We start from the raw sequence: 21578 nt of genomic DNA, 5'->3' as shown, positions 1-21578 counted from the left end.
GTGTGCTTGGCAACGTCCTACTCTCCCAGGACCCTTCGGTCCAAGTACCATCGGCGCTGGAGGGCTTAACGGTCGTGTTCGGGATGGGTACGCGTGGAACCCCTCCGCTATCGCTACCAAACATGCGTCTGTGAAACAGACGCTGCCGCGTGAAATTCGGTTCATCACCAGCAGTGACAATGAATTTCTAAGCGTATTTCAGGCTTGATGCCTGAAAACTGAATCCGAAACGAATCTGCATTCTAAGTATAGGATAAGCCCTCGACCGATTAGTATTGGTCAGCTCCATGCATTACTGCACTTCCACCTCCAACCTATCTACCTCGTCGTCTTCAAGGGGTCTTACTAATTGGGAAATCTCATCTTGAGGGGGGCTTCACGCTTAGATGCTTTCAGCGCTTATCCCGTCCGTACGTAGCTACCCAGCCATGCTCCTGGCGGAACAACTGGTGCACCAGCGGTACGTCCATCCCGGTCCTCTCGTACTAAGGACAGCTCCTCTCAAATTTCCTGCGCCCACGACAGATAGGGACCGAACTGTCTCACGACGTTCTGAACCCAGCTCGCGTACCGCTTTAATGGGCGAACAGCCCAACCCTTGGGACCTACTTCAGCCCCAGGATGCGATGAGCCGACATCGAGGTGCCAAACCTCCCCGTCGATGTGGACTCTTGGGGGAGATAAGCCTGTTATCCCCAGGGTAGCTTTTATCCGTTGAGCGATGGCCCTTCCATGCGGTACCACCGGATCACTAAGTCCGACTTTCGTCCCTGCTCGACTTGTAGGTCTCGCAGTCAAGCTCCCTTATGCCTTTGCACTCTGCGAATGATTTCCAACCATTCTGAGGGAACCTTGGAACGCCTCCGTTACTCTTTAGGAGGCGACCGCCCCAGTCAAACTGCCCGCCTGACACGGTCCCCGTACCCGATTAGGGCACTAGGTTAGAACCTAGATACGATCAGGGTGGTATCCCAACGGCGCCTCCACCGAAGCTTGCGCTCCGATTTCTACGGCTCCCACCTATCCTGTACAGATCGTACCCAAATTCAATATCAAGCTGCAGTAAAGCTCCATGGGGTCTTTCCGTCTTGTCGCGGGTAACCTGCATCTTCACAGGTATTAAAATTTCACCGGATCTCTCGTTGAGACAGCGCCCAAGTCGTTACGCCATTCGTGCGGGTCAGAATTTACCTGACAAGGAATTTCGCTACCTTAGGACCGTTATAGTTACGGCCGCCGTTTACTGGGGCTTCGGTTCATAGCTTCGGGTTACCCCTAACCACTCCCCTTAACCTTCCAGCACCGGGCAGGCGTCAGCCCGTATACTTCGCCTTGCGGCTTCGCACAGACCTGTGTTTTTGCTAAACAGTCGCTTGGGCCTTTTCACTGCGGCCCCCTCGTGCTATTCACACTACCGGGGCACCCCTTCTCCCGAAGTTACGGGGTCATTTTGCCGAGTTCCTTAACGAGAGTTCTTCCGCGCGCCTTAGAATTCTCTTCTCGCCTACCTGTGTCGGTTTGCGGTACGGGCACCTTCTCCTGGCTAGAGGCTTTTCTTGGCAGTGTGAGATCATGACCTTCGCTACTATAATTTTCGCTCCCCATCACAGCCTAGCCTTAATGATGTGCGGATTTGCCTACACATCAGCCTCACTGCTTAGACGGACATCCATCAGTCCGCGTCACTACCCTCCTGCGTCACCCCATCGCTCATAGCGGATTACGGTGGTACAGTAATTTCAAACTGTTGTCCTTCGACTACGCCTTTCGGCCTCGCCTTAGGTCCCGACTTACCCTGAGCGGACGAGCCTTCCTCAGGAAACCTTGGGCTTTCGGCGGATCAGATTCTCACTGATCTTTTCGTTACTCATACCGGCATTCTCACTTGTGTAGTGTCCAGCGCTCTTTTCAGTACACCTTCAACCCCTACACAACGCTCCCCTACCCCAGATACATAGTATCTAGCCATAGCTTCGGTGGTGTGTTTAGCCCCGTTACATTTTCGGCGCAGAGTCACTCGACCAGTGAGCTATTACGCACTCTTTCAATGGTGGCTGCTTCTAAGCCAACATCCTGGTTGTCTGTGCAACTCCACATCCTTTCCCACTTAACACACACTTGGGGACCTTAGCTGATGGTCTGGGCTGTTTCCCTTTTGACAATGGATCTTAGCACTCACTGTCTGACTCCCGGCAATAAGTATATGGCATTCGGAGTTTGACTGAGCTTGGTAATCCTTGCGGACCCCGCACCCAATCAGTGCTCTACCTCCACTACTCTTATACCGAGGCTAGCCCTAAAGCTATTTCGGGGAGAACCAGCTATCTCCGAGTTCGATTGGAATTTCTCCGCTACCCCCACCTCATCCCCGCACTTTTCAACGTACGTGGGTTCGGGCCTCCAGTGCGTGTTACCGCACCTTCACCCTGGACAGGGGTAGATCACACGGTTTCGGGTCTACGTCCACATACTCAATCGCCCTATTCAGACTCGCTTTCGCTGCGGCTCCACCTTCTCGGCTTAACCTTGCATGTTAAACGTAACTCGCCGGTTCATTCTACAAAAGGCACGCCATCACCCATAGATCGGGCTCTGACTTTTTGTAAGCACACGGTTTCAGGTTCTATTTCACTCCCCTTCCGGGGTGCTTTTCACCTTTCCCTCACGGTACTGTTTCACTATCGGTCGCCAGGTAGTATTTAGCCTTAGCAGATGGTCCTGCTGGATTCATACGGGGTTTCACGTGCCCCGCACTACTCGGGATCCGTCTCGGAGAGAACACAGTTTAGGTTACAGGGCTTTTACCTCTATCGCGGGCCTTTCCAGACCTCTTCACCTACCATATTCCTTTGTAACTCCATGTGAGACGTCCCACAACCCCTAAGAGCAAGCTCTTAGGTTTAGGCTGTTCCGCGTTCGCTCGCCGCTACTGACGGAATCACTATTGTTTTCTCTTCCTCAGGGTACTTAGATGTTTCAGTTCCCCTGGTCTGCCTCTACACACCCTATGTATTCAGGTATGAGTAACTGCGAATTACCACAGCTGGGTTTCCCCATTCGGACACCCCCGGATCAAAGCTTGCTTACAGCTCCCCGAGGCAGTTTCGTTGTTCGCCACGTCCTTCGTCGGCTCCTGGCGCCTAGGCATCCTCCGTGTGCTCTTATTAGCTTAACCTTGATTTTTCCGCAGGAAAATATCATACGATGACATTCTCTTTTGGAATCATCTCACTAATAACATTTACTTGTTTGCACAAGTTGCTAAAAGATGTTCTAAAACGCAAATTCATTTCGGTATCCAGTTTTCAAGGATCAAGTCTTACTTGAGAGCTTAAACTCTCAAAACTGAGCAACGAGTGAGTAACAGGCCTAAACCTGAGTTTTGGAAGCTGAGCTTCCGATTTGAATGTCTTCATTGCAGAAGACGATTCTCCATAGAAAGGAGGTGATCCAGCCGCACCTTCCGATACGGCTACCTTGTTACGACTTCACCCCAATCATCTACCCCACCTTCGGCGGCTGGCTCCCTTGCGGGTTACCCCACCGACTTCGGGTGTTGTAAACTCTCGTGGTGTGACGGGCGGTGTGTACAAGACCCGGGAACGTATTCACCGCGGCATGCTGATCCGCGATTACTAGCAATTCCGACTTCATGCAGGCGAGTTGCAGCCTGCAATCCGAACTGAGACCGGCTTTGATGGGATTGGCTCCACCTCGCGGCTTCGCTTCCCGTTGTACCGGCCATTGTAGTACGTGTGTAGCCCAGGTCATAAGGGGCATGATGATTTGACGTCATCCCCACCTTCCTCCGGTTTGTCACCGGCAGTCACTCTAGAGTGCCCAGCATTACCTGCTGGCAACTAAAGTTAAGGGTTGCGCTCGTTGCGGGACTTAACCCAACATCTCACGACACGAGCTGACGACAACCATGCACCACCTGTCTCCTCTGTCCCGAAGGCCGCTGCTATCTCTAGCAGATTCAGAGGGATGTCAAGACCTGGTAAGGTTCTTCGCGTTGCTTCGAATTAAACCACATACTCCACTGCTTGTGCGGGTCCCCGTCAATTCCTTTGAGTTTCAGTCTTGCGACCGTACTCCCCAGGCGGAGTGCTTACTGTGTTAACTTCGGCACCAAGGGTATCGAAACCCCTAACACCTAGCACTCATCGTTTACGGCGTGGACTACCAGGGTATCTAATCCTGTTTGCTCCCCACGCTTTCGCGCCTCAGCGTCAGTTACAGCCCAGAAAGTCGCCTTCGCCACTGGTGTTCCTCCACATATCTACGCATTTCACCGCTACACGTGGAATTCCACTTTCCTCTTCTGTACTCAAGCCACCCAGTTTCCAGTGCGACCTCAGGTTGAGCCCAAGGTTTAAACACCAGACTTAAATAGCCGCCTGCGCGCGCTTTACGCCCAATAATTCCGGACAACGCTTGCCCCCTACGTATTACCGCGGCTGCTGGCACGTAGTTAGCCGGGGCTTTCTTCTCAGGTACCGTCACTCCGGTAACAGTTACTCTACCGGACGTTCTTCCCTGGCAACAGAGCTTTACGATCCGAAAACCTTCATCACTCACGCGGCGTTGCTCCGTCAGGCTTTCGCCCATTGCGGAAGATTCCCTACTGCTGCCTCCCGTAGGAGTCTGGGCCGTGTCTCAGTCCCAGTGTGGCCGTTCACCCTCTCAGGTCGGCTACGCATCGTCGCCTTGGTGGGCCGTTACCCCACCAACTAGCTAATGCGCCGCAGGCCCATCCCTCAGTGACAGATTGCTCCGTCTTTCATTCTTCTCTCAGGAGAAAAAAGAAATTATCCGGTATTAGCTACCGTTTCCGGTAGTTATCCCAGTCTGAAGGGCAGGTTGCCTACGTGTTACTCACCCGTCCGCCGCTAAGTCATTTTGAAAGCAAGCTTTCAAAATGACTCCGCTCGACTTGCATGTATTAGGCACGCCGCCAGCGTTCGTCCTGAGCCAGGATCAAACTCTCCAATTAGTATTGAAAAGAGCGATATGCTCATTTTGAAACATCTGACGAGAAAATTAATTCTCTAATTTTGGATATCACTTGCGTGATTTCCTACTCACTCGTTGTTCAGTTTTCAAAGATCAAGTTCTCGTTGGCGCCGTTTAATGTCTCAGCAGCAACTCTTATACTATATCATGTTCGGCTATTTAATGTCAAGCTCTTTTTTCAACTTCTTTTTCGAGCTCGGCATGTGTATTTCTTGGCCGGACTTAGAATATATCATGTATAGAGAAGCATTGCAAGTCTTTTTTTGAAATATAATAGATAAATGAGAGACTGTGCTGCCATAAGCCTCAATACTGCGATATATAATGGCTAGCACAGCCTTATTCCCTTGTAACTACCCCCTAAGCAATGATCTCTTGAATATACAATTCACGTTCCAACATCAAGTTAACTATCGTATCTTCAATTTTAACCATCGGACGTGTAGGGTTTGCGCGATCAGTGAAGATAATCTCCCCATGACGGCCATCACTTAATTTGATTCTAGTGCCATTAAAGAGATCAGTGCTCTTCTGTATAAACGTCTGCACAATCACTGGGTCAAGCTTACCGAAGCTTTCTGTCAGAATCTGCTCTAGTACCAAATAAGGAGACTGTGCTCTTCTGTAGGCTCTTTCTAAGGTCATAGCATGGAATATATCTGCTACTGCGACTACTTTAGCGTAGAAATGAATCTGACTGCCATCCAGCTTCAATGGATAACCAGAGCCATCAACCTTCTCATGATGCTGCAAGGCGGCAAGTCTTACCCCTTCATTAATCGCTGTAACATTGCGTAATAATTGATAACCATATGTAGTGTGTCGGCGAACCTCTTCTATTTCACTATTGTTAAGCGACTCCGGTTTCTGTAAAAGTGAGCTGTCTACTTTAGCATTGCCGATATCATGTAATAATCCCGCAAAAGCAATCTGCATCCAATCCTTTTGTGGGTACCCACACCACTGAGCGATTTTATAGGAGGTCAACGCGGACAACACAGCATTGTGATAGTTGTAATCCTCATATTTTAAAGTACGCGGTGTAAACTTCAAGACATGATAATCCTTTAAATAACCTATTAGTGTCTCTAACTGACTGCGCAGCTCAAAAATAGGAAGTGAAGCTGCCGTTACCGATCGATAGCTGTTCTTAATAAGAGTGAGCAGTTTATCGTATTCATCATGTAGAGGAGAATTAGTCTTGGCCAACATCGATTCGTTGATAATGGCTCCAGCTTTAGGGGAAGCTTGCTTAGCTGTTGTTTTGGCTCCATCCGAACTCGCCTCACCTTGGTCACCTTCGATTTCCACTTGCCCAATCAAAAAAGCCTGTAAAATATCTAGATCACGAGGGAGCAATATTTTTCCCTTAGTGAATAAAGTCCCCCCTAAAGGTGTAATTACATCCTTTATTATCTTTGAGCCTGCTTTAACTTCTCCAACCAATATATTTGGCATATACTCAGCCCCTTAATTTCTATAAGCCGTACACCCAGCATTACCTCACATTGATAAGACAGATAATTTCTGAGAAATTAGTACTTTATAGGATTCTATTGGCTAATTATAGTACGGAAAAATGGAAGACACTAGTGCAGTGAAAACTATTCTTTCAAAATATTTATTTTATTTTATGAAGCATCGGTCATTCAAAAAGCAGCAAAAAGAGCAAGAACTTCTGGAATAGAAGCCCTTGCTCTTTTTTGAATTCAACCTATTCTAAGTCAGTGTCTTCGTCCTCAGTCAGAATCTCAGGCTGATCAATATCGCCAGATTCCTCGACTGTATCTTGCCCATCCAGGCCTTCTTGCCCTTCCAAGCCTTCCAGACCTTCCACTTCCTCAGATTCATCCTCTTCGTTCTTGTCAGCTCTACACAGGGTAGCTACTGCGTCATCCTCGCGGATGTTAATCAGCTTAACCCCTTGAGCATAACGGCCCATAGTAGAGATTCCATCCATGCTGGTACGAATCAGGGTACCGCTAGTCGTAATGATCATTAAGTCTTCATCCTTCTTAACGACCTTAAGACCCACTACAGGACCATTCTTATCTGTGAGATTAATGGTCTTGATCCCTTTACCACCACGAGTCTGGGAACGATAATCACCGGCTGGTGTCCGTTTACCATAACCCTTGGTAGTAACAATCAGAACCTCAAGCTCTTTATCGACACAGTCCATACCAATGACATGGTCATTACCGTCAAGCGTAATGCCCTTAACGCCAGTCGCGCTACGTCCCATAGAACGCACATCATTCTCTGAGAACGTAATCGACATTCCGCGAGCTGTACCGATAATGAGATTTTGCTGTCCATCAGTCAGCTTAACCTCGATCAGGGAATCTTCTTCACGAAGATTAATAGCAATAAGACCGCCTTTACGGATGTTGTTATAATCCCCAAGAGGCGTCTTCTTCACGATACCCTCGCGGGTAGCAAAGAATAAATATTTGTCGCTATCGCCATCTTCCACTTGGATTACCGCACTAATCTTCTCACCTTGTTCGATTTGAATCAGGTTGATGATTGGTGTCCCCCGGGCTGTACGGCCCAATTCTGGGATCTCATAAGCTTTAATCCGGTAAACTTTACCCTTATCGGTAAAGAACATCAGATAGTTATGAGAGTTACTCACGAAGAGATGCTCCACAAAATCCTGGTCCTTGGTGTCCATCCCCATGACTCCGCGACCTCCGCGCTTCTGACTGCGGTAGGTGCTGACAGGTAGACGTTTGATATATCCTGTATGTGTAATAGTGATAACAACCTCTTCACGTGGAATAAGGTCTTCATCCAGGATACTTTCTTCACCAACCGTAATCTCTGTCCGGCGTTCATCAGAATATCTATCACGGATATCCTGCAGCTCGTTGCTGATGATTTCCAGTACAAGATGCTCGTTAGCCAGAATTTCACGGTACTCTGCAATTTTAACGATCAATTCGTTATATTCATTCTCGATCTTTTCCCGTTCCAGACCGGTCAGACGTTGCATCCGCATATCGAGGATAGCCTGAGCCTGCTCTAAACTGAGGCTAAAGGTGCTCATTAATCCTTCGCGGGCTATATCAGTTGTCCGCGAAGCACGGATTAACGCAATCACTTCATCCAGATGATCAAGCGCAATGCGCAAACCTTCTAAGATATGAGCGCGTGCTTCAGCTTTTTTAAGATCAAATATAGTACGACGACGAATAACTTCAATCTGGTGCTGCAAATAATGATAAAGCACATCACGCAGATTAAGAATTTTCGGCTCGTTATTTACGATGGCAAGCATGTTGATCCCAAATGTGGATTGCATAGAAGTATGTTTATATAGATTGTTTAATACTACATTTGGATTAACATCGCGTCTCATCTCAACAACTACACGCATACCGTTACGGTCAGACTCATCTCGAAGATCCGTTATACCTTCGATCCGTTTCTCACGTACTAATTCTGCGATTTTCTCAACCAATCTTGCTTTGTTAACCTGATATGGAAGCTCATGCACAATGATGCGAGCCTTGCCGTTGTTCTCTTCGATCGTTGCCTTCGCACGCATGGTTACTGAACCACGCCCCGTACGATAAGCCTGACGAATGCCCTCACGACCCAAAATATATCCAGCCGTAGGGAAATCCGGACCTTGGATAAACTCCATCAATTCCATTGGCGTGATATCAGGATTCTTAATCATCGCCTGCACACCATCGATAACTTCACCAAGGTTATGCGGTGGAATATTAGTAGCCATACCTACAGCAATACCAGATACCCCATTTACGAGCAGATTCGGATAACGGGCTGGCAATACAACCGGCTCATTCTCTTCACCATCATAGTTGGGTGCGAAGTCAACTGTCTCTTTGTTCAAATCACGAAGCATTTCGCCTGCAATCTTGGAAAGACGGGCTTCTGTGTACCGCATCGCCGCGGCCATATCACCATCAATCGAACCAAAGTTCCCGTGACCGTCTACAAGCATATAGCGCATCGAGAAATCCTGAGCCATCCGTACCATTGTTTCATAGACAGCTGAGTCACCGTGAGGGTGGTACTTACCGATAACCTCACCAACGATTCTTGCAGATTTCTTATGAGGCTTATCCGCAGACATTCCAAGCTCCGACATCGCAAACAAAATGCGTCGGTGAACCGGCTTGAGTCCGTCCCGCACATCTGGCAAAGCCCGGCTAACAATGATGCTCATTGCGTAATCCATAAAGGATTCACGCATTTCCACGCCAATGTCCCGATCTTTGACTTGTGGGTTATTTTGTTCAGCCATGAGTTGCTGGACCTCCTTCAGTTAAAAAACCGCTACCCTTAATTATATTACTTTCACAAAAGTAGCACAATTAAACATGATAGCCTTTTATCTTCTAATATTGATTTCTTTTTGCGCTTATCAGGGTATTTGCCCTTTCCGCAAATATCTTTACTACATAGACTGTAAAGACAAGAAACACGGTTTTATTATCCTAATATCGTTCGATAAGGCATAACCCCATATCCTTATATTATACCATTGTTTAGGTAGCTTGTCCTGATTTTCAGCTGTCAAAGATTATGCTGCCACTGCATTTTTTACAACAAGGAACCCAAAGGACCTATTCCTGCACAAAACTCATAAGGAGGAAGATAATGAAGATTCAACGCGTCCCAAGCAAATGGGCTAAAACGAAAGTCATCCTTCAAAATCACTCTCTATTGCAATATGTGCCTGATACCCGTAAATTCGATGTCAATGCTCTTAAGGAAATGCTTGCGTTATATACAATGGTCTATATTAAGCCTGATCGGGGAAGTTATGGTATCGGTGTAATGAGAGCTGAGCAGCGTACTGTAACTCTTAGCACTAGCAAACAGAAAGCTGAACACGGTACCGACATCGATAACGTTAATAAAGAAGAGCCCGAAGAACAGATCTTGTATATTTTAAGATATGGGAAGACTGCGGAAGTGTTTTTCTCACCAGAAGAGCTGTATGAGAACTTACAGAAACGAATTCAGAATCGAACCTATTTGATTCAAAAAGGGATTGACCTTCTGCGTCATCAAGACCGCCCTTTTGATCTTCGGGTTCTTACCCAAAAGACTCCATCAGGAGTATGGGAAACAACAGGAATGCTTGGAAGAGTAGCTGCCCCTCAAAAAATCGTCACCAATTATCACAGTGGAGGCAGTATCCTTTCCGTAAGTACTCTACTAAAAAATTATATGCCGCCCTCTGAAGTCCTAGTTACGATCAATCACCTAAAAGCTTTGGGTATACAAATCGCGACACAGCTTCAATCTGCCTATCCAGGAATCAAAGAGATTGGTCTGGATATTGCCATGGATCAACATCTGGATATGTGGCTGCTGGAAGTCAACACTCTTCCGTCCATTGCTGTATTCAAATTATTTCCTGATAAATCAATCTATCGTAAAATACATCGCTATGCCGTAGCCTATGGACGTGTAAAAGCAAGAAAATCCCCTTATTCGACCCGCAATAAACAATCTACAAGAGCCTAAAAAGAAGCTTGAAATCAAAGAACCTCCAGCGTTCTCATTCCGTTAGGAATAGAAGCCGGAGGTTGTATTAAATATTGTTCTTACACATCAAGGTATCTAACGTTCTTGGCATGCTCATGGATAAAGTCACGTCTTGGTTCAACATTGTCACCCATAAGTGTATCAAAAATACTATCTGCCAGCATCGCATCTTCAATCGTAACCTGGAGCATCATACGGGTCTCAGGGTCCATCGTTGTGTCCCAAAGTTGGGTTGCATTCATCTCTCCCAAACCTTTGTAACGTTGGACGTTAACCTTAGCATTTTCTCCAAAAGAAGCGATAATATCATCGCGTTCCTTCTCGCTGCCTGCGTAGCGGATAACCTTATTGCGCTCAATCTTAAAGAGAGGAGGCTGTGCAATATAGATATAACCCGCGTCTACTAGCTTCCGCATGTAACGATAGAAGAACGTTAGTAATAGCGTTCTAATATGGGCTCCATCGACGTCGGCATCGGTCATAATAACGACTTTATGGTAGCGAGCCTTCGATAAGTCAAAGTCATCGCTGATCCCTGTGCCCAAAGCCGTAATGATGGCGCGAATCTCGGCGTTAGATAAAATACGGTCAAGCCGAGCTTTTTCAACGTTTAGGATCTTACCACGCAACGGTAGAATCGCTTGGAAATGGCGATCCCGGCCTTGCTTAGCCGATCCACCCGCTGAGTCACCTTCGACGATGTATAGTTCGCTGATCGAGGCATCCTTGGATGAACAGTCGGCGAGTTTACCAGGCAGAGCACTGACTTCAAGCGCACTCTTCCGACGGGTTAACTCACGTGCCTTACGGGCAGCTTCTCGTGCGCGTGAAGCGGAAAGTGATTTCTCAAGAACGCGACGTGATACTGCTGGGTTTTCTTCCAGGAACTCTTGTAATTTTTCTCCGAACAGTGATTCTACGATACCCCGCACTTCACTATTTCCGAGCTTAGTTTTCGTTTGACCTTCGAATTGTGGATCTGGAATTTTGACAGAAATAATGGCTGTCAATCCTTCACGCACGTCATCACCAGTCAGATTCGAATTGCTATCCTTCAGTACTCCCGCTTTACGAGCATAATCGTTGATGATACGGGTCAGCGCACTTTTAAAGCCGGATTCATGCGTTCCGCCCTCATGCGTATTAATATTATTCGCAAAAGAGTAGATGTTCTCAGTATACGAATCGTTATATTGGAGAGCCACTTCAACTTGGATCATATCGCGTGAGCCTTCCACGTAGATCGGATCCTCATGTAGTGCTTCTTTTTTCTCATTCAAATATTTCACATATTCAACGATACCACCCTCGTATTTGAACACGTTGGTGACATCCGTCCGCTCATCATGAAGCGAAAGCTCGATTCCTTTGTTAAGAAAAGCTAGCTCCCGAATACGAGTAAGCAGTGTCGAATATTCAAAAACTGTGGTTTCCGTAAATATTTCAGGATCCGGATGAAAGGTTGTAGTCGTTCCTGTCTCATCTGAATCGCCAACAATTTTGATATCATACTGCGGTGCACCGCGTCTATATTCCTGTTGGTAGATATGACCGTCACGTTTGACCTTAACAAGGACCTTTTCAGACAAGGCATTTACTACAGAGATACCCACACCATGCAAACCACCGGAAACTTTATATCCGCCACCGCCGAATTTACCGCCTGCATGCAGCACGGTCATTACGACTTCAAGCGTCGACTTCTTAAGCTTTACATTCTCACCTACAGGTATGCCACGTCCATTATCGATAACAGTGATCGCGTTATCCTCATGTATAATCACTTGAATCCGGTCACAATAACCTGCGAGTGCCTCATCGATACTATTATCGACGACCTCCCATACCAAGTGATGGAGACCTTTAGAACTAGTCGAACCAATATACATGCCCGGACGTTTCCGAACCGCTTCCAGCCCTTCCAGTACCTGAATCTGGCTCTCATCATATGTCGGTTGATTCATTGACATGCCTTCACCTACTTCTTTCTGATTATCTCTTTGTTACCAAATGCAAGTTATATTTCGAGCAAAATTTTGGCTCTTTTTTTAAGAGTGGAGGAGGAAATGGGGGAGTAATACACGATATTTTTAGTTACGACAATAGATTTTGCTTCCTCTTCGCCAATCCGCTCAAGCTTCTTATCCTGCTCAGAGTGAATAACGAATTGCTTAGATACCTTGGAAGATTTCTCAATCGAAATATCAAATATAGCAATTAACTCCGAAGACCTAATGATCTTCTCCCCGCCCAAATGAATATACATGATCGTCCTCCGCTCTTTTATAACTCAACTTTTCCATCATGAACATGAAATAGGCTGGCGCCCTTTAATTTATCGGCATTCAGACCCTCAATTCCGGTAGCGGTAATGAATGTCTGTACCTTGCTTTGAAAGGTTTCAATAAGCTGGGTCTGGCGGTAAGGATCAAGCTCGGATAAAACATCATCAAGAAGCAGCACAGGATATTCTCCGATTTCTTCATGGATCAGCTCGATTTCCGCCAGCTTAAGCGATAAAGCCGTGGTACGCTGCTGTCCTTGAGAACCGTAGACCTGAGCTTCCCTTCCGTTGATAAAAAAGGACAGGTCATCCCGATGGGGACCCGTCAGCGTCATGCCGCGCCTGATTTCTTGTTCTCTCGTTTGTGATAACTTTAACATAAAATTGTCTAATAAGACAGCTTCATCTTCCTCATCCCGATCGCCGAAAGAGGGGACATAGAGCAATTTCAGTTCTTCTCCGCCGTTCGTAATCCCCCGGTGAATGCTTTCAGCCCATATTTGCAGCTTCTTTATGAATTGTTTCCTTTTTTTGACGATTTTAACACCATGCTCTACAAGTTGAGCATCCCAGATTTCCAGAAGCTCTTTCCCTGCAGCCTCTTTTCCCCATAATTGCTTTAAGAGATTACCTCTTTGCAAGAGAATTTTTTGATACTGCTGTAGGTGAAATAGATAACTAGGCTGGACTTGGCCGATCTCCATATCAAGAAAACGTCGTCTGATACCAGGGGTCCCTTTTACAATCTCTAAATCTTCCGGTGCAAACATGACCACATTCAGAGATCCAACAAACTCACTAAGGCGCCGCTGCTCCAAGCCATTGATCTTGGCTTTTTTACCTTTGGCAGACAGGGTGAGCTCCAGCTTGAGATCGCCATACTTTCGTTCTACCTCGGCAACGATCTGAGCTGCATCTCCGGGGGCATCGAAGGAGATAAGTTCGCGGTCCTTAGAGGTACGGTGGCTTTTGGTCATCGCCAGGACGAACAATGCCTCCATGAGGTTTGTTTTGCCTTGGGCGTTCTGACCCAGAATCAGATTCACATCGCCCAGGCTCTCCAGACGCAGCAGCCCGTAATTCCGATAATGCTGCAGACCGATATTTTTAACAAACACGAAATGGTTCCTCCCCTAGCGTACTACTCTTTTACTCCTCCGCCTTCAACCTCAAAGGTCCCGTTATCCTGCACTTCGATTTTGTCACCCGGATAAAGTTTTCTTCCGCGCCGTTCCTCTACCTCTCCGTTGACCAGTACGTGACCTTCCTGCAATAAAGCTTTGGCCATTCCACCTGTGGATACACAATCTGCGAGTTTCAGAAATTGGTCCAGCTTAATGTATCCACTGTGGATAAGTATTTTTTTCATGGTTTTTATCCTTTCAGCCACTTATCCACATGTTCATGAATGTTGGCATTAATTTGTTGTACGGTAAGGCAAAATGATATACAAGCTATTGGTTTGGTCAAGTGGTTTCAAAATGATTGGACTCATCATCCCTGTAAATGCAATAACGAGCTGCTCACTCTCTATGACCTTTAATACATCTAGCATATATTTCGAGTTGAAAGATATTTTGAGAGGTTCACCTTTGAAATCAATGACTTCAAGTTCCTCGCGAACCTTACCCAGCTCTGATGAGCTTGAAGAAATTTCAATACCGCCTTGATCAAGCGTCTGCATACGAACAATATTTGTTTTTTCTTCCCGGGACAGCAAATAAGCACGATCAATCGATTCGCTTAATTTTTTTGTATCTAAAGTTAGTTCTGTTTTGTAGGTTGTTGGAATAATTCTAGAAGTATCAGGATAAATCCCATCAAGGATCCGTGAATAAAACAGTACTTTGTCGATTTTGAAGAGAACTTGATTATCCGCAACGACAATATCAACCAGCATATTTTGGTCAGGGATAATTTTGCTGAGCTCATTAAGGGTTTTACCGGCAATAACAATATTTCCGAAATTGACATTTTCCGTGCCTTCAAGTTTAGCAGCTCTTGTTGCCAAGCGGTGACGGTCAGTCGCTGTAAACTTAAACTCATTGTCGCTCAGATTCCATAGTATACCCGTTAATATCGGAGTTGTCTCTTGGGTAGAAATAGAAAAGGCTGTTTGTTTAATCATATTTTTCAGCAAATCACCTGGTAGAGAGATCGTGTCATTCTCTTCAATGCTCGGCAACACTGGGAATTCTTCAGGGTCTAAACCTACCATCTGAATCTCAGTGGATCCGGAAGAAATGTACGTTTGGAATCCTTCTTTTACTTCCATGTGGATTTCTTTGGAGGGCAGCTTCTTAATAATCTCGACGAAAAATTTAGCGGGAAGAACAACACTTCCTGGCTGATCTATCTTCACGATGGTGTGGCTGTCATTCTCTGCTGGAATAAACGATTGAATAGAAATATCGGTATCACTCGCAGTTAATGTGACGCCTTGATGGCTAACTTCCAGTTTAATACCGGTCAAAATAGGGATTGTTGTTCTGCTGGATATAGCTTTGGATACGTGTTGAATGGATTCGTTGAGCTCATTTTTAAGAATGCTTATTTTCATGATTTCACTCCTAGCTGAAAAATTGGGAATTTCGATGGATTTGAGTCTGTTAATTACGCGTCTTTACATGATGAATTATTATAGTTATTTAATAGTATTAGTAGTAGGGGCGACGAATATGTGGATAACCCCACCAAACAGCATAAAATTAAGCCTACCCACATGTGTATAGATTGTGTATAGGCTCTTTGTTCCTCTTAGGAAGGATTTTTAATTTTCTCCGCAAGATTATTTACCACTTTGTACAACTCCTGATCGACCTTTAATGCCTGTGTAATTTTATCGTGCGCATGAATTACGGTCGTATGGTCACGTCCTCCGAAAGCCTCACCAATCTTAGGCAGTGAATAATCCGTTAGTTCACGGGATAGATACATTGCGATTTGACGTGGAAACGCTACGGCTTTGGTTCTTTTGCGTGCTTTGAAGTCTTCAAGGCGCAAATTGTAGTATTCTCCGACTTTTTGCTGAATATCAGCGATGGTGATCATCTTGGGACGACTGGAAGGAATAATATCCTTGAGCGCTTCAGCTGCCAAATGAGTGGTTACATCCTGGTTGGTAAGCGAAGAATAAGCAACTACCCGGATTAATGCACCCTCAAGCTCACGAATATTGGTGTCAATCTGGTTGGCAATATACATCATGGCCTCATTAGGGATATCAAGGTTCTCTGCCTTAGCCTTTTTGCGTAAAATCGCAATCCGGGTCTCCAGATCTGGTGGTTGAATATCCGTAATCAAGCCCCATTCGAACCGGGAACGCAGCCGTTCTTCCAGTGTGGGAATTTCCTTTGGTGGTCGGTCGCTGGAGATGATAATTTGCTTGCGTTCTTCGTGGAGCGCATTGAAAGTATGGAAAAACTCCTCCTGTGTAGACTCTTTTCCAGCGAGGAATTGAATGTCGTCGATAAGCAAAATGTCAACATTACGATACTTGTTACGGAAGCTTTCACCGCGGTTATCACGGATCGAATTGATAAATTCATTCGTGAATTTCTCAGACGAGATGTAAATTACCTTGTTATTTGGGTTATGTTCCAGGACATAGTGCCCAATTGCGTGCATCAAATGGGTTTTGCCCAGACCTACACCACCGTATAAAAACAAGGGATTGTATGCTTTGGCTGGTGCTTCGGCCACTGCCAGTGAGGCTGCATGCGCAAAGCGGTTCCCAGAGCCGATTACAAAGGTGTCAAAAGTGTACTTTGGATTAAGCAGATGCGTTTGTGCTTCTTCTCTTGATACTACGGGAGTCGGAGCGGATTGCTGAACCACAAGCTCAGGCGGCTTGCTTTCTTCAATCACGAATTTTACATCCACTTGTTTCCCTGTGACTTCGTAGACGGTTGCTCCTACCAGTTTGGTGTAACGACTTTCCAGCCATTCTACAGCAAACGTTGTAGGTGCCGAGATAATGAGAACCTGGGAGTTGAAGGTTATCGCTTTAGTAGCCTTAAACCAGGTATCAAAGCTCGGCTTGCTTAATTTGGTTTGAATAATCGATAAAATTTGCTGCCATAATTCGGAAGTATGGCTGTCCACAGACTGTCACTCCTTTAAATCTTCCAAATGTGGCATCAGCCATGAAGTGGAAATGTCGAAGAAAATAGGTTGGTGCTGATATTTATCCCCAGTAGGCAATATGAAGAGACAAAAAAATATGGATAAATTTGATTTGTTCACAACTTTATCCACAGCTTGTTGATAATTAAGAGAACAAACAAATCTATTCACATTCAAAAGTAATACCATCATAGCAAAACGCCCCTTATTTTTCAATGAGCAGGGCTATTTTATCCACAAATTCAAGCACTTGTGTACAATTATTAGGAACACCACTACATATTGTTGATAATTTGTTTACGGTTCGACACTTTACGCCAAAGGTTCGATAATTTTATACACAGGTTGTGCTCAACTGTGAGTAGTCGACTTTATTTTTTAAGCACAGGTGGATAACTGTCATATCTTGTGGATTACTTTTTTTCTGGGGAGAGCTGTGGATAAACACCTGAGCTTGAGGGGGAGGAACAAGCCGGTTACTAGGTTGACTTTTGCTCATAAAATATGTTTAAATATATAAAGGTGTTTTCTGTAAGGATATGTCTCGATATATAAAAATGATGATTCTTGTAGATACTGTCCCTACTATAAGGACGGCTTAGTCCGTTTCTGCTTATATGACAGTAATTAAGTTCCTGTAAGGGAGGTGCAATTATGAGACCGACATTTAGACCAAATGTGAGCAAACGTAGTAAGGTTCACGGTTTCCGTAAAAGAATGAGCACGAAAAACGGCCGTAAAGTGCTGGCAGCTCGCCGCTTGAAAGGCAGAAAAGTTTTGAGTGCGTAAGTTAGGCCACTAAGGGACCACTGCGGTGGTCTTTTTTTACTGCTTTTTATTATTATTGCTCTGCAAAAGTCTAGGATCTCGCTTAATGCGCTAGCTACACTTTGCGGGGCTATTTAACGTATATTGAGAAATATTTTGTGAGAAGTTGAAATTATTTTTCCTACTATATATAGAAGCTTAATTTCAGCACAGCAAATGTGGTCGTTTATGGCTGCTTGCAAATGCCTATACTATTAGAAGAAAAAATTCGGAGGGACACTTAAACCGGATTTTTATGAAGGAGATTCCCGTGCACAAAAAGTTACGTTTACGAAACCGTGCCGACTTCAGTCGTGTATACCGCCATGGGAAGTCATTTGCGAATCATCAATTTGTAGTGTATTGGTTTGGCAAAAAAGAGGTAGAGCGATTTAGAGTAGGTGTGTCTGTTAGCAAAAAGGTCGGAAACGCGGTTGTCCGTAACCGTATGAGAAGATTAGTTAAGGAAATCGTCCGTCACCATGAACCTGAGATTGCAGGTGGCTTAGACATGGTGTTTATCGTAAGAAAAGGAGCGCTTTCCATGGAGTATGCAGAGCTCGAAAAAAGTGTGCTGCATGTGCTTCGTAAAGCCAAGCTACTCAAGGCTTCCCGCAAATAAAGGGTGCTTAAGAGGCTTGTTTATTTGTATTCATAATTATGGTATGATTTACGGTGGAATGGAATGTTTAAGAGAGGGGTTTTGAAGTGTCTCTAATGAAGACTAGACGAGGAAAATGGTTTCTCCTCATCACGGTAATGGTGTTGTCGTTAGCTGTTCTGTCGGGATGCGCTCCGTCGACTGCTGTCACGCACACTACGGAGGATTTGAAGAATGGAGGCTTCTGGCAAAGTAATGTAGTGTATTATTTCGCCATTGCCTTGGACAAGTTTGCAGATTGGTTTAACGGAGAATATGGTTTAGCCGTACTTGTGATGGTTATTATTGTCCGCACGTTGATTCTTCCGCTTACTATTAAACAGGTGAAGAGCTCGCGTGCAATGCAAGCCATTCAACCGGAACTCCAAAAGATCCAGAAAAAATATAAAGACACACCTGAAAAGGTGCAGCAAGAAACAATGCGTTTGTTCCAAGAAAATAAGGTTAACCCAATGGCGGGTTGTTTACCGCTGATCGTACAAATGCCTATCTTTATCGCTCTCTACAACTCGATCTACTATAATCCACATCTACGGGAGCATACCTTCTTGTGGCTGGAGCTAGGTAAACCCGATCATCTGTTTATCTTGCCAGTGCTAGCAGCATTAACAACATTTATTCAAACTAGAATGATGACCAAAATGAATCCAGTGCAACAACAAGGGCCAATGCAGTTCATGATGATGATCTATCCAGTTCTGATCTTCGTTATGTCGTACAACTTCCCTGCAGCCTTGCCACTATACTGGGTGTACAGTAACCTTTACACTATTATTCAGAACTACTTCTTATACCGCAACAACGATAAACACAAATTGGCAATCGCAAGTGCTGTAAAAAGTACAGATGACTCCAGTCCTGCTCCGAAGAGCAAAGGCGGCAACAAGTCATCGAAGGGAGCCAAAAAGTCAAAATGAGCAAAGTCGTCGCAACAGGGAAAACCATTGAAGAAGCTGTAGAACGGGGACTAACCCAGCTTGGAGTTCAAAAGGACCGGGTAACGGTCAACGTACTTGAGCAGCCATCAAGAGGATTCCTGGGATTGATCGGTGCGAAAGGTGCCAAGGTTGAACTAACCTTGATAGCCGAAGCCGCACCGGCATCAGCGGCGAGTGCTCCGTCACTGCCTCAACAGTCAGCAAGAGAGAGCAAACAGGAGGCCATCGGCGGTGTGCCACGCCAAGATTCCGGACAACCGGTGGAGGAAGCTTACCAAGAAGCCGTTCATTTCATTGTGGATGTCGCTAAGAGCATGGGGCTCGAAGTGGAGGTAGAAATCGTCCACACCAAGGAATCCACGATTCTGCAAATTTCCGGTCCAGATTTGGGACTGTTAATTGGCAGAAGAGGACAAACTCTCGATGCTCTACAGTATTTGGCTAATATTGTAGCTAACCGTTATTCCGACAGTTTTATACGGCTTGTGTTAGATGCAGAGAACTTCCGTGAGCGCCGTAAAAAAACGCTAGAAGAGCTGGCTGATCGTTTAGCCGGACGTGTAATTCGCACTCGTAAAGAGGTTGTATTGGAGCCAATGTCTCCTCAGGAGCGCAAGATTATCCACTCCAGGTTACAGGATCACCGGCAAGTGAGTACCCTCAGCAAAGGCGAAGAGCCAAATCGCCGCGTCGTTATAACCTTGAAGTAAAGACTATATGGATGCAATGACTCCTTGACCAATGTAAGGAGTCATTGTTTTTTTAAAAATAAAAGAACGTTTCTATTCAAAAAATATAAGTTTTGGGGTGAAAAACAGCATGCTTAGTGACACCATTGCTGCCGTATCGACGGCATTAGGCGAGGGAGGAATTGCTATTATTCGGGTAAGTGGCCCACAGGCTATTTCCCAAGTGGCACCATTATTTCGTAGTCGAATTCCATTAACTGAAGCGGAATCACATACCGTTCATTACGGACATATCGTAAGTCCTGATGACGGAGAGAAGATGGAAGAAGTGTTGGTAACCGTTATGAAAGGACCACGTTCTTTTACGACAGAGGATGTAGTAGAGATCAGTGCTCATGGCGGTGTAATTTCTGTAAGAAGAGTGATGGATTTACTTCTGCAGCAGGAGATAAGGTTAGCCGAGCCGGGGGAGTTCACCAAGCGTGCTTTCTTGGGCGGACGTATCGATTTATCGCAGGCTGAGGCTGTTATTGATTTGATTCGCTCTAAGTCTGACCGGGCTTTTTCTGTAGCTTTAAAACAGGTTAGCGGATCCTTATCGGATCGAATTCATGCTTTACGCCATACACTTATTGAAATGCTGGCTCATATTGAAGTGAATATAGATTATCCAGAACATGATGTAGAATCCATGACAGCTGAATTTATTAAAGATAAAAGCAGTGAGGTTATGGAGGGAATAACAAAGCTGCTTAAGACATCTAATGAAGGAAAAATACTTCGTGAAGGGATTACGACAGCTATTGTCGGACGTCCGAACGTTGGTAAATCATCATTGCTGAACGCATTAGCGCGTGAGAATAAAGCGATTGTAACAGATATTCCGGGAACAACACGTGATGTAATAGAAGAATTTATAACGATAAACAATATACCGCTTAAGCTGCTCGATACAGCGGGAATTCGTGAAACGATGGATGTTGTTGAGAAAATTGGGGTGGAGCGCTCCAAAGCGGCAGTTAGTGACGCCGACCTGATTCTACTTGTGCTGAATGCTAATGAAGAGCTGCATGAGGATGAATTGGCATTGATGGAACAAATCCACGGTAGACAGTGCCTAGTAATCATGAATAAAATGGACTTACCGTCCAAACTGGATAAGGATAAGTTGCTCTCGTTTTTTGAGGAGTCAAACATTGTACCGATGTCCGTTCTGGAAGAGGAAGGTCTAGACAAACTTGAAGATGCCATTTCGACACTCTTTTTTGGTGGAAAGCTGGAATCGGGTGACTTGACATATGTGAGTAATGTGAGACATATAGCCCTGCTCAAAAAAGCCTATAAATCACTTCAAGACGCATACGATGCTGCAGAACAGTATATACCGATTGATATGATTCAAATCGATGTACGACTCGCATGGGAACAGCTTGGGGAAATAATTGGCGATACTGCAGCTGACTCTTTGTTAGACCAAATATTCTCACAATTTTGTTTAGGAAAATAAGATTCACGATTTAATATAA

At 45.2% G+C, this 21578-nt stretch carries 14 protein-coding genes and 3 rRNA genes; 6 read left to right on the top strand and 11 right to left on the bottom strand.

The genetic code is table 11. The features are described from left to right. Window positions 1-4: 4 nt before the first annotated feature. From rrf to gyrA, 5 genes are all read right to left on the bottom strand, one after another. Window positions 5-121, bottom strand: a 5S ribosomal RNA gene (rrf, locus tag NSS82_RS00330). Window positions 122-249: 128 nt separating this feature from the next. Then, window positions 250-3175, bottom strand: a 23S ribosomal RNA gene (locus tag NSS82_RS00325). A 263-nt stretch (window positions 3176-3438) separates the two neighbouring features. Beyond that, window positions 3439-4996 (bottom strand): 16S ribosomal RNA (locus NSS82_RS00320). The 16S, 23S and 5S rRNA genes sit together here, the layout of an rRNA operon. Before the next feature lie 380 nt (window positions 4997-5376). Next, a complete protein-coding gene (locus NSS82_RS00315) occupies window positions 5377-6474 on the bottom strand; it encodes an HD-GYP domain-containing protein (protein ID WP_038567989.1) in 1098 nt (365 codons plus the stop codon). Window positions 6475-6730: 256 nt separating this feature from the next. Beyond that, complete coding sequence (gyrA, locus tag NSS82_RS00310; protein WP_036677722.1) at window positions 6731-9295, bottom strand: DNA gyrase subunit A; 2565 nt, start codon at window positions 9293-9295, stop codon at window positions 6731-6733. A gap of 356 nt (window positions 9296-9651) precedes the next feature. Between gyrA and NSS82_RS00305 the strand changes: the two genes are divergently transcribed. Then, window positions 9652-10527 (top strand): YheC/YheD family protein, encoded by an 876-nt coding sequence (locus NSS82_RS00305; RefSeq protein ID WP_076273001.1) that lies wholly within the window; start codon window positions 9652-9654, stop codon window positions 10525-10527. A gap of 80 nt (window positions 10528-10607) precedes the next feature. Here NSS82_RS00305 and gyrB read toward each other — a convergent pair whose 3' ends face one another. From gyrB to dnaA, 6 genes are all read right to left on the bottom strand, one after another. Next, window positions 10608-12518, bottom strand: a complete 1911-nt coding sequence (gyrB, locus tag NSS82_RS00300) for a DNA topoisomerase (ATP-hydrolyzing) subunit B (protein WP_036677726.1) — start codon at window positions 12516-12518, stop codon at window positions 10608-10610. 47 nt (window positions 12519-12565) lie between these two features. Next, window positions 12566-12814, bottom strand: a complete 249-nt coding sequence (gene remB, locus NSS82_RS00295) for an extracellular matrix regulator RemB (RefSeq protein WP_036677731.1) — start codon at window positions 12812-12814, stop codon at window positions 12566-12568. 17 nt (window positions 12815-12831) lie between these two features. Next, window positions 12832-13950: a DNA replication/repair protein RecF gene (recF, locus tag NSS82_RS00290; protein ID WP_036677733.1), complete on the bottom strand. Its 1119-nt coding sequence runs from the start codon at window positions 13948-13950 to the stop codon at window positions 12832-12834. Between the two features lie 23 nt (window positions 13951-13973). Then, window positions 13974-14201 carry a S4 domain-containing protein YaaA gene (yaaA, locus tag NSS82_RS00285; RefSeq protein WP_036677736.1) on the bottom strand — a complete coding sequence of 76 codons (228 nt, stop codon included), beginning with the start codon at window positions 14199-14201 and terminating at the stop codon, window positions 13974-13976. Between the two features lie 48 nt (window positions 14202-14249). Then, window positions 14250-15392: a DNA polymerase III subunit beta gene (gene dnaN, locus NSS82_RS00280; protein ID WP_036677739.1), complete on the bottom strand. Its 1143-nt coding sequence runs from the start codon at window positions 15390-15392 to the stop codon at window positions 14250-14252. Between the two features lie 197 nt (window positions 15393-15589). Next, entirely contained in the window at window positions 15590-16936 is a 1347-nt protein-coding gene (dnaA, locus tag NSS82_RS00275; RefSeq protein ID WP_036677741.1) for a chromosomal replication initiator protein DnaA, read from the bottom strand. Between the two features lie 675 nt (window positions 16937-17611). Between dnaA and rpmH the strand changes: the two genes are divergently transcribed. The 5 genes from rpmH to mnmE all read left to right on the top strand — a co-directional run bounded on the left by rpmH (window position 17612) and on the right by mnmE (window position 21559). Beyond that, complete coding sequence (rpmH, locus tag NSS82_RS00270) at window positions 17612-17746, top strand: 50S ribosomal protein L34 (protein WP_036677745.1); 135 nt, start codon at window positions 17612-17614, stop codon at window positions 17744-17746. 289 nt (window positions 17747-18035) lie between these two features. Further along, complete coding sequence (gene rnpA / locus NSS82_RS00265; protein WP_036677842.1) at window positions 18036-18386, top strand: ribonuclease P protein component; 351 nt, start codon at window positions 18036-18038, stop codon at window positions 18384-18386. 86 nt (window positions 18387-18472) lie between these two features. Further along, window positions 18473-19342, top strand: a complete 870-nt coding sequence (locus NSS82_RS00260; RefSeq protein ID WP_036677747.1) for a YidC/Oxa1 family membrane protein insertase — start codon at window positions 18473-18475, stop codon at window positions 19340-19342. After that, complete coding sequence (gene jag, locus NSS82_RS00255; RefSeq protein ID WP_036677749.1) at window positions 19339-20073, top strand: RNA-binding cell elongation regulator Jag/EloR; 735 nt, start codon at window positions 19339-19341, stop codon at window positions 20071-20073. Before NSS82_RS00260 ends, jag begins: the two co-directional genes overlap by 4 nt. Before the next feature lie 109 nt (window positions 20074-20182). Then, a complete protein-coding gene (gene mnmE, locus NSS82_RS00250; RefSeq protein ID WP_076132924.1) occupies window positions 20183-21559 on the top strand; it encodes a tRNA uridine-5-carboxymethylaminomethyl(34) synthesis GTPase MnmE in 1377 nt (458 codons plus the stop codon). Window positions 21560-21578 lie beyond the last annotated feature (19 nt).

Origin of the sequence: Paenibacillus sp. FSL H7-0735, assembly GCF_038008505.1 — a bacterium.
In the GTDB taxonomy this organism is placed as follows: Bacteria; Bacillota; Bacilli; order Paenibacillales; family Paenibacillaceae; genus Paenibacillus_AQ; species Paenibacillus_AQ odorifer.
The sequence above is the reverse complement of the archived record's forward strand: the minus strand, read 5'-3'. Positions and strand labels throughout refer to the sequence as shown.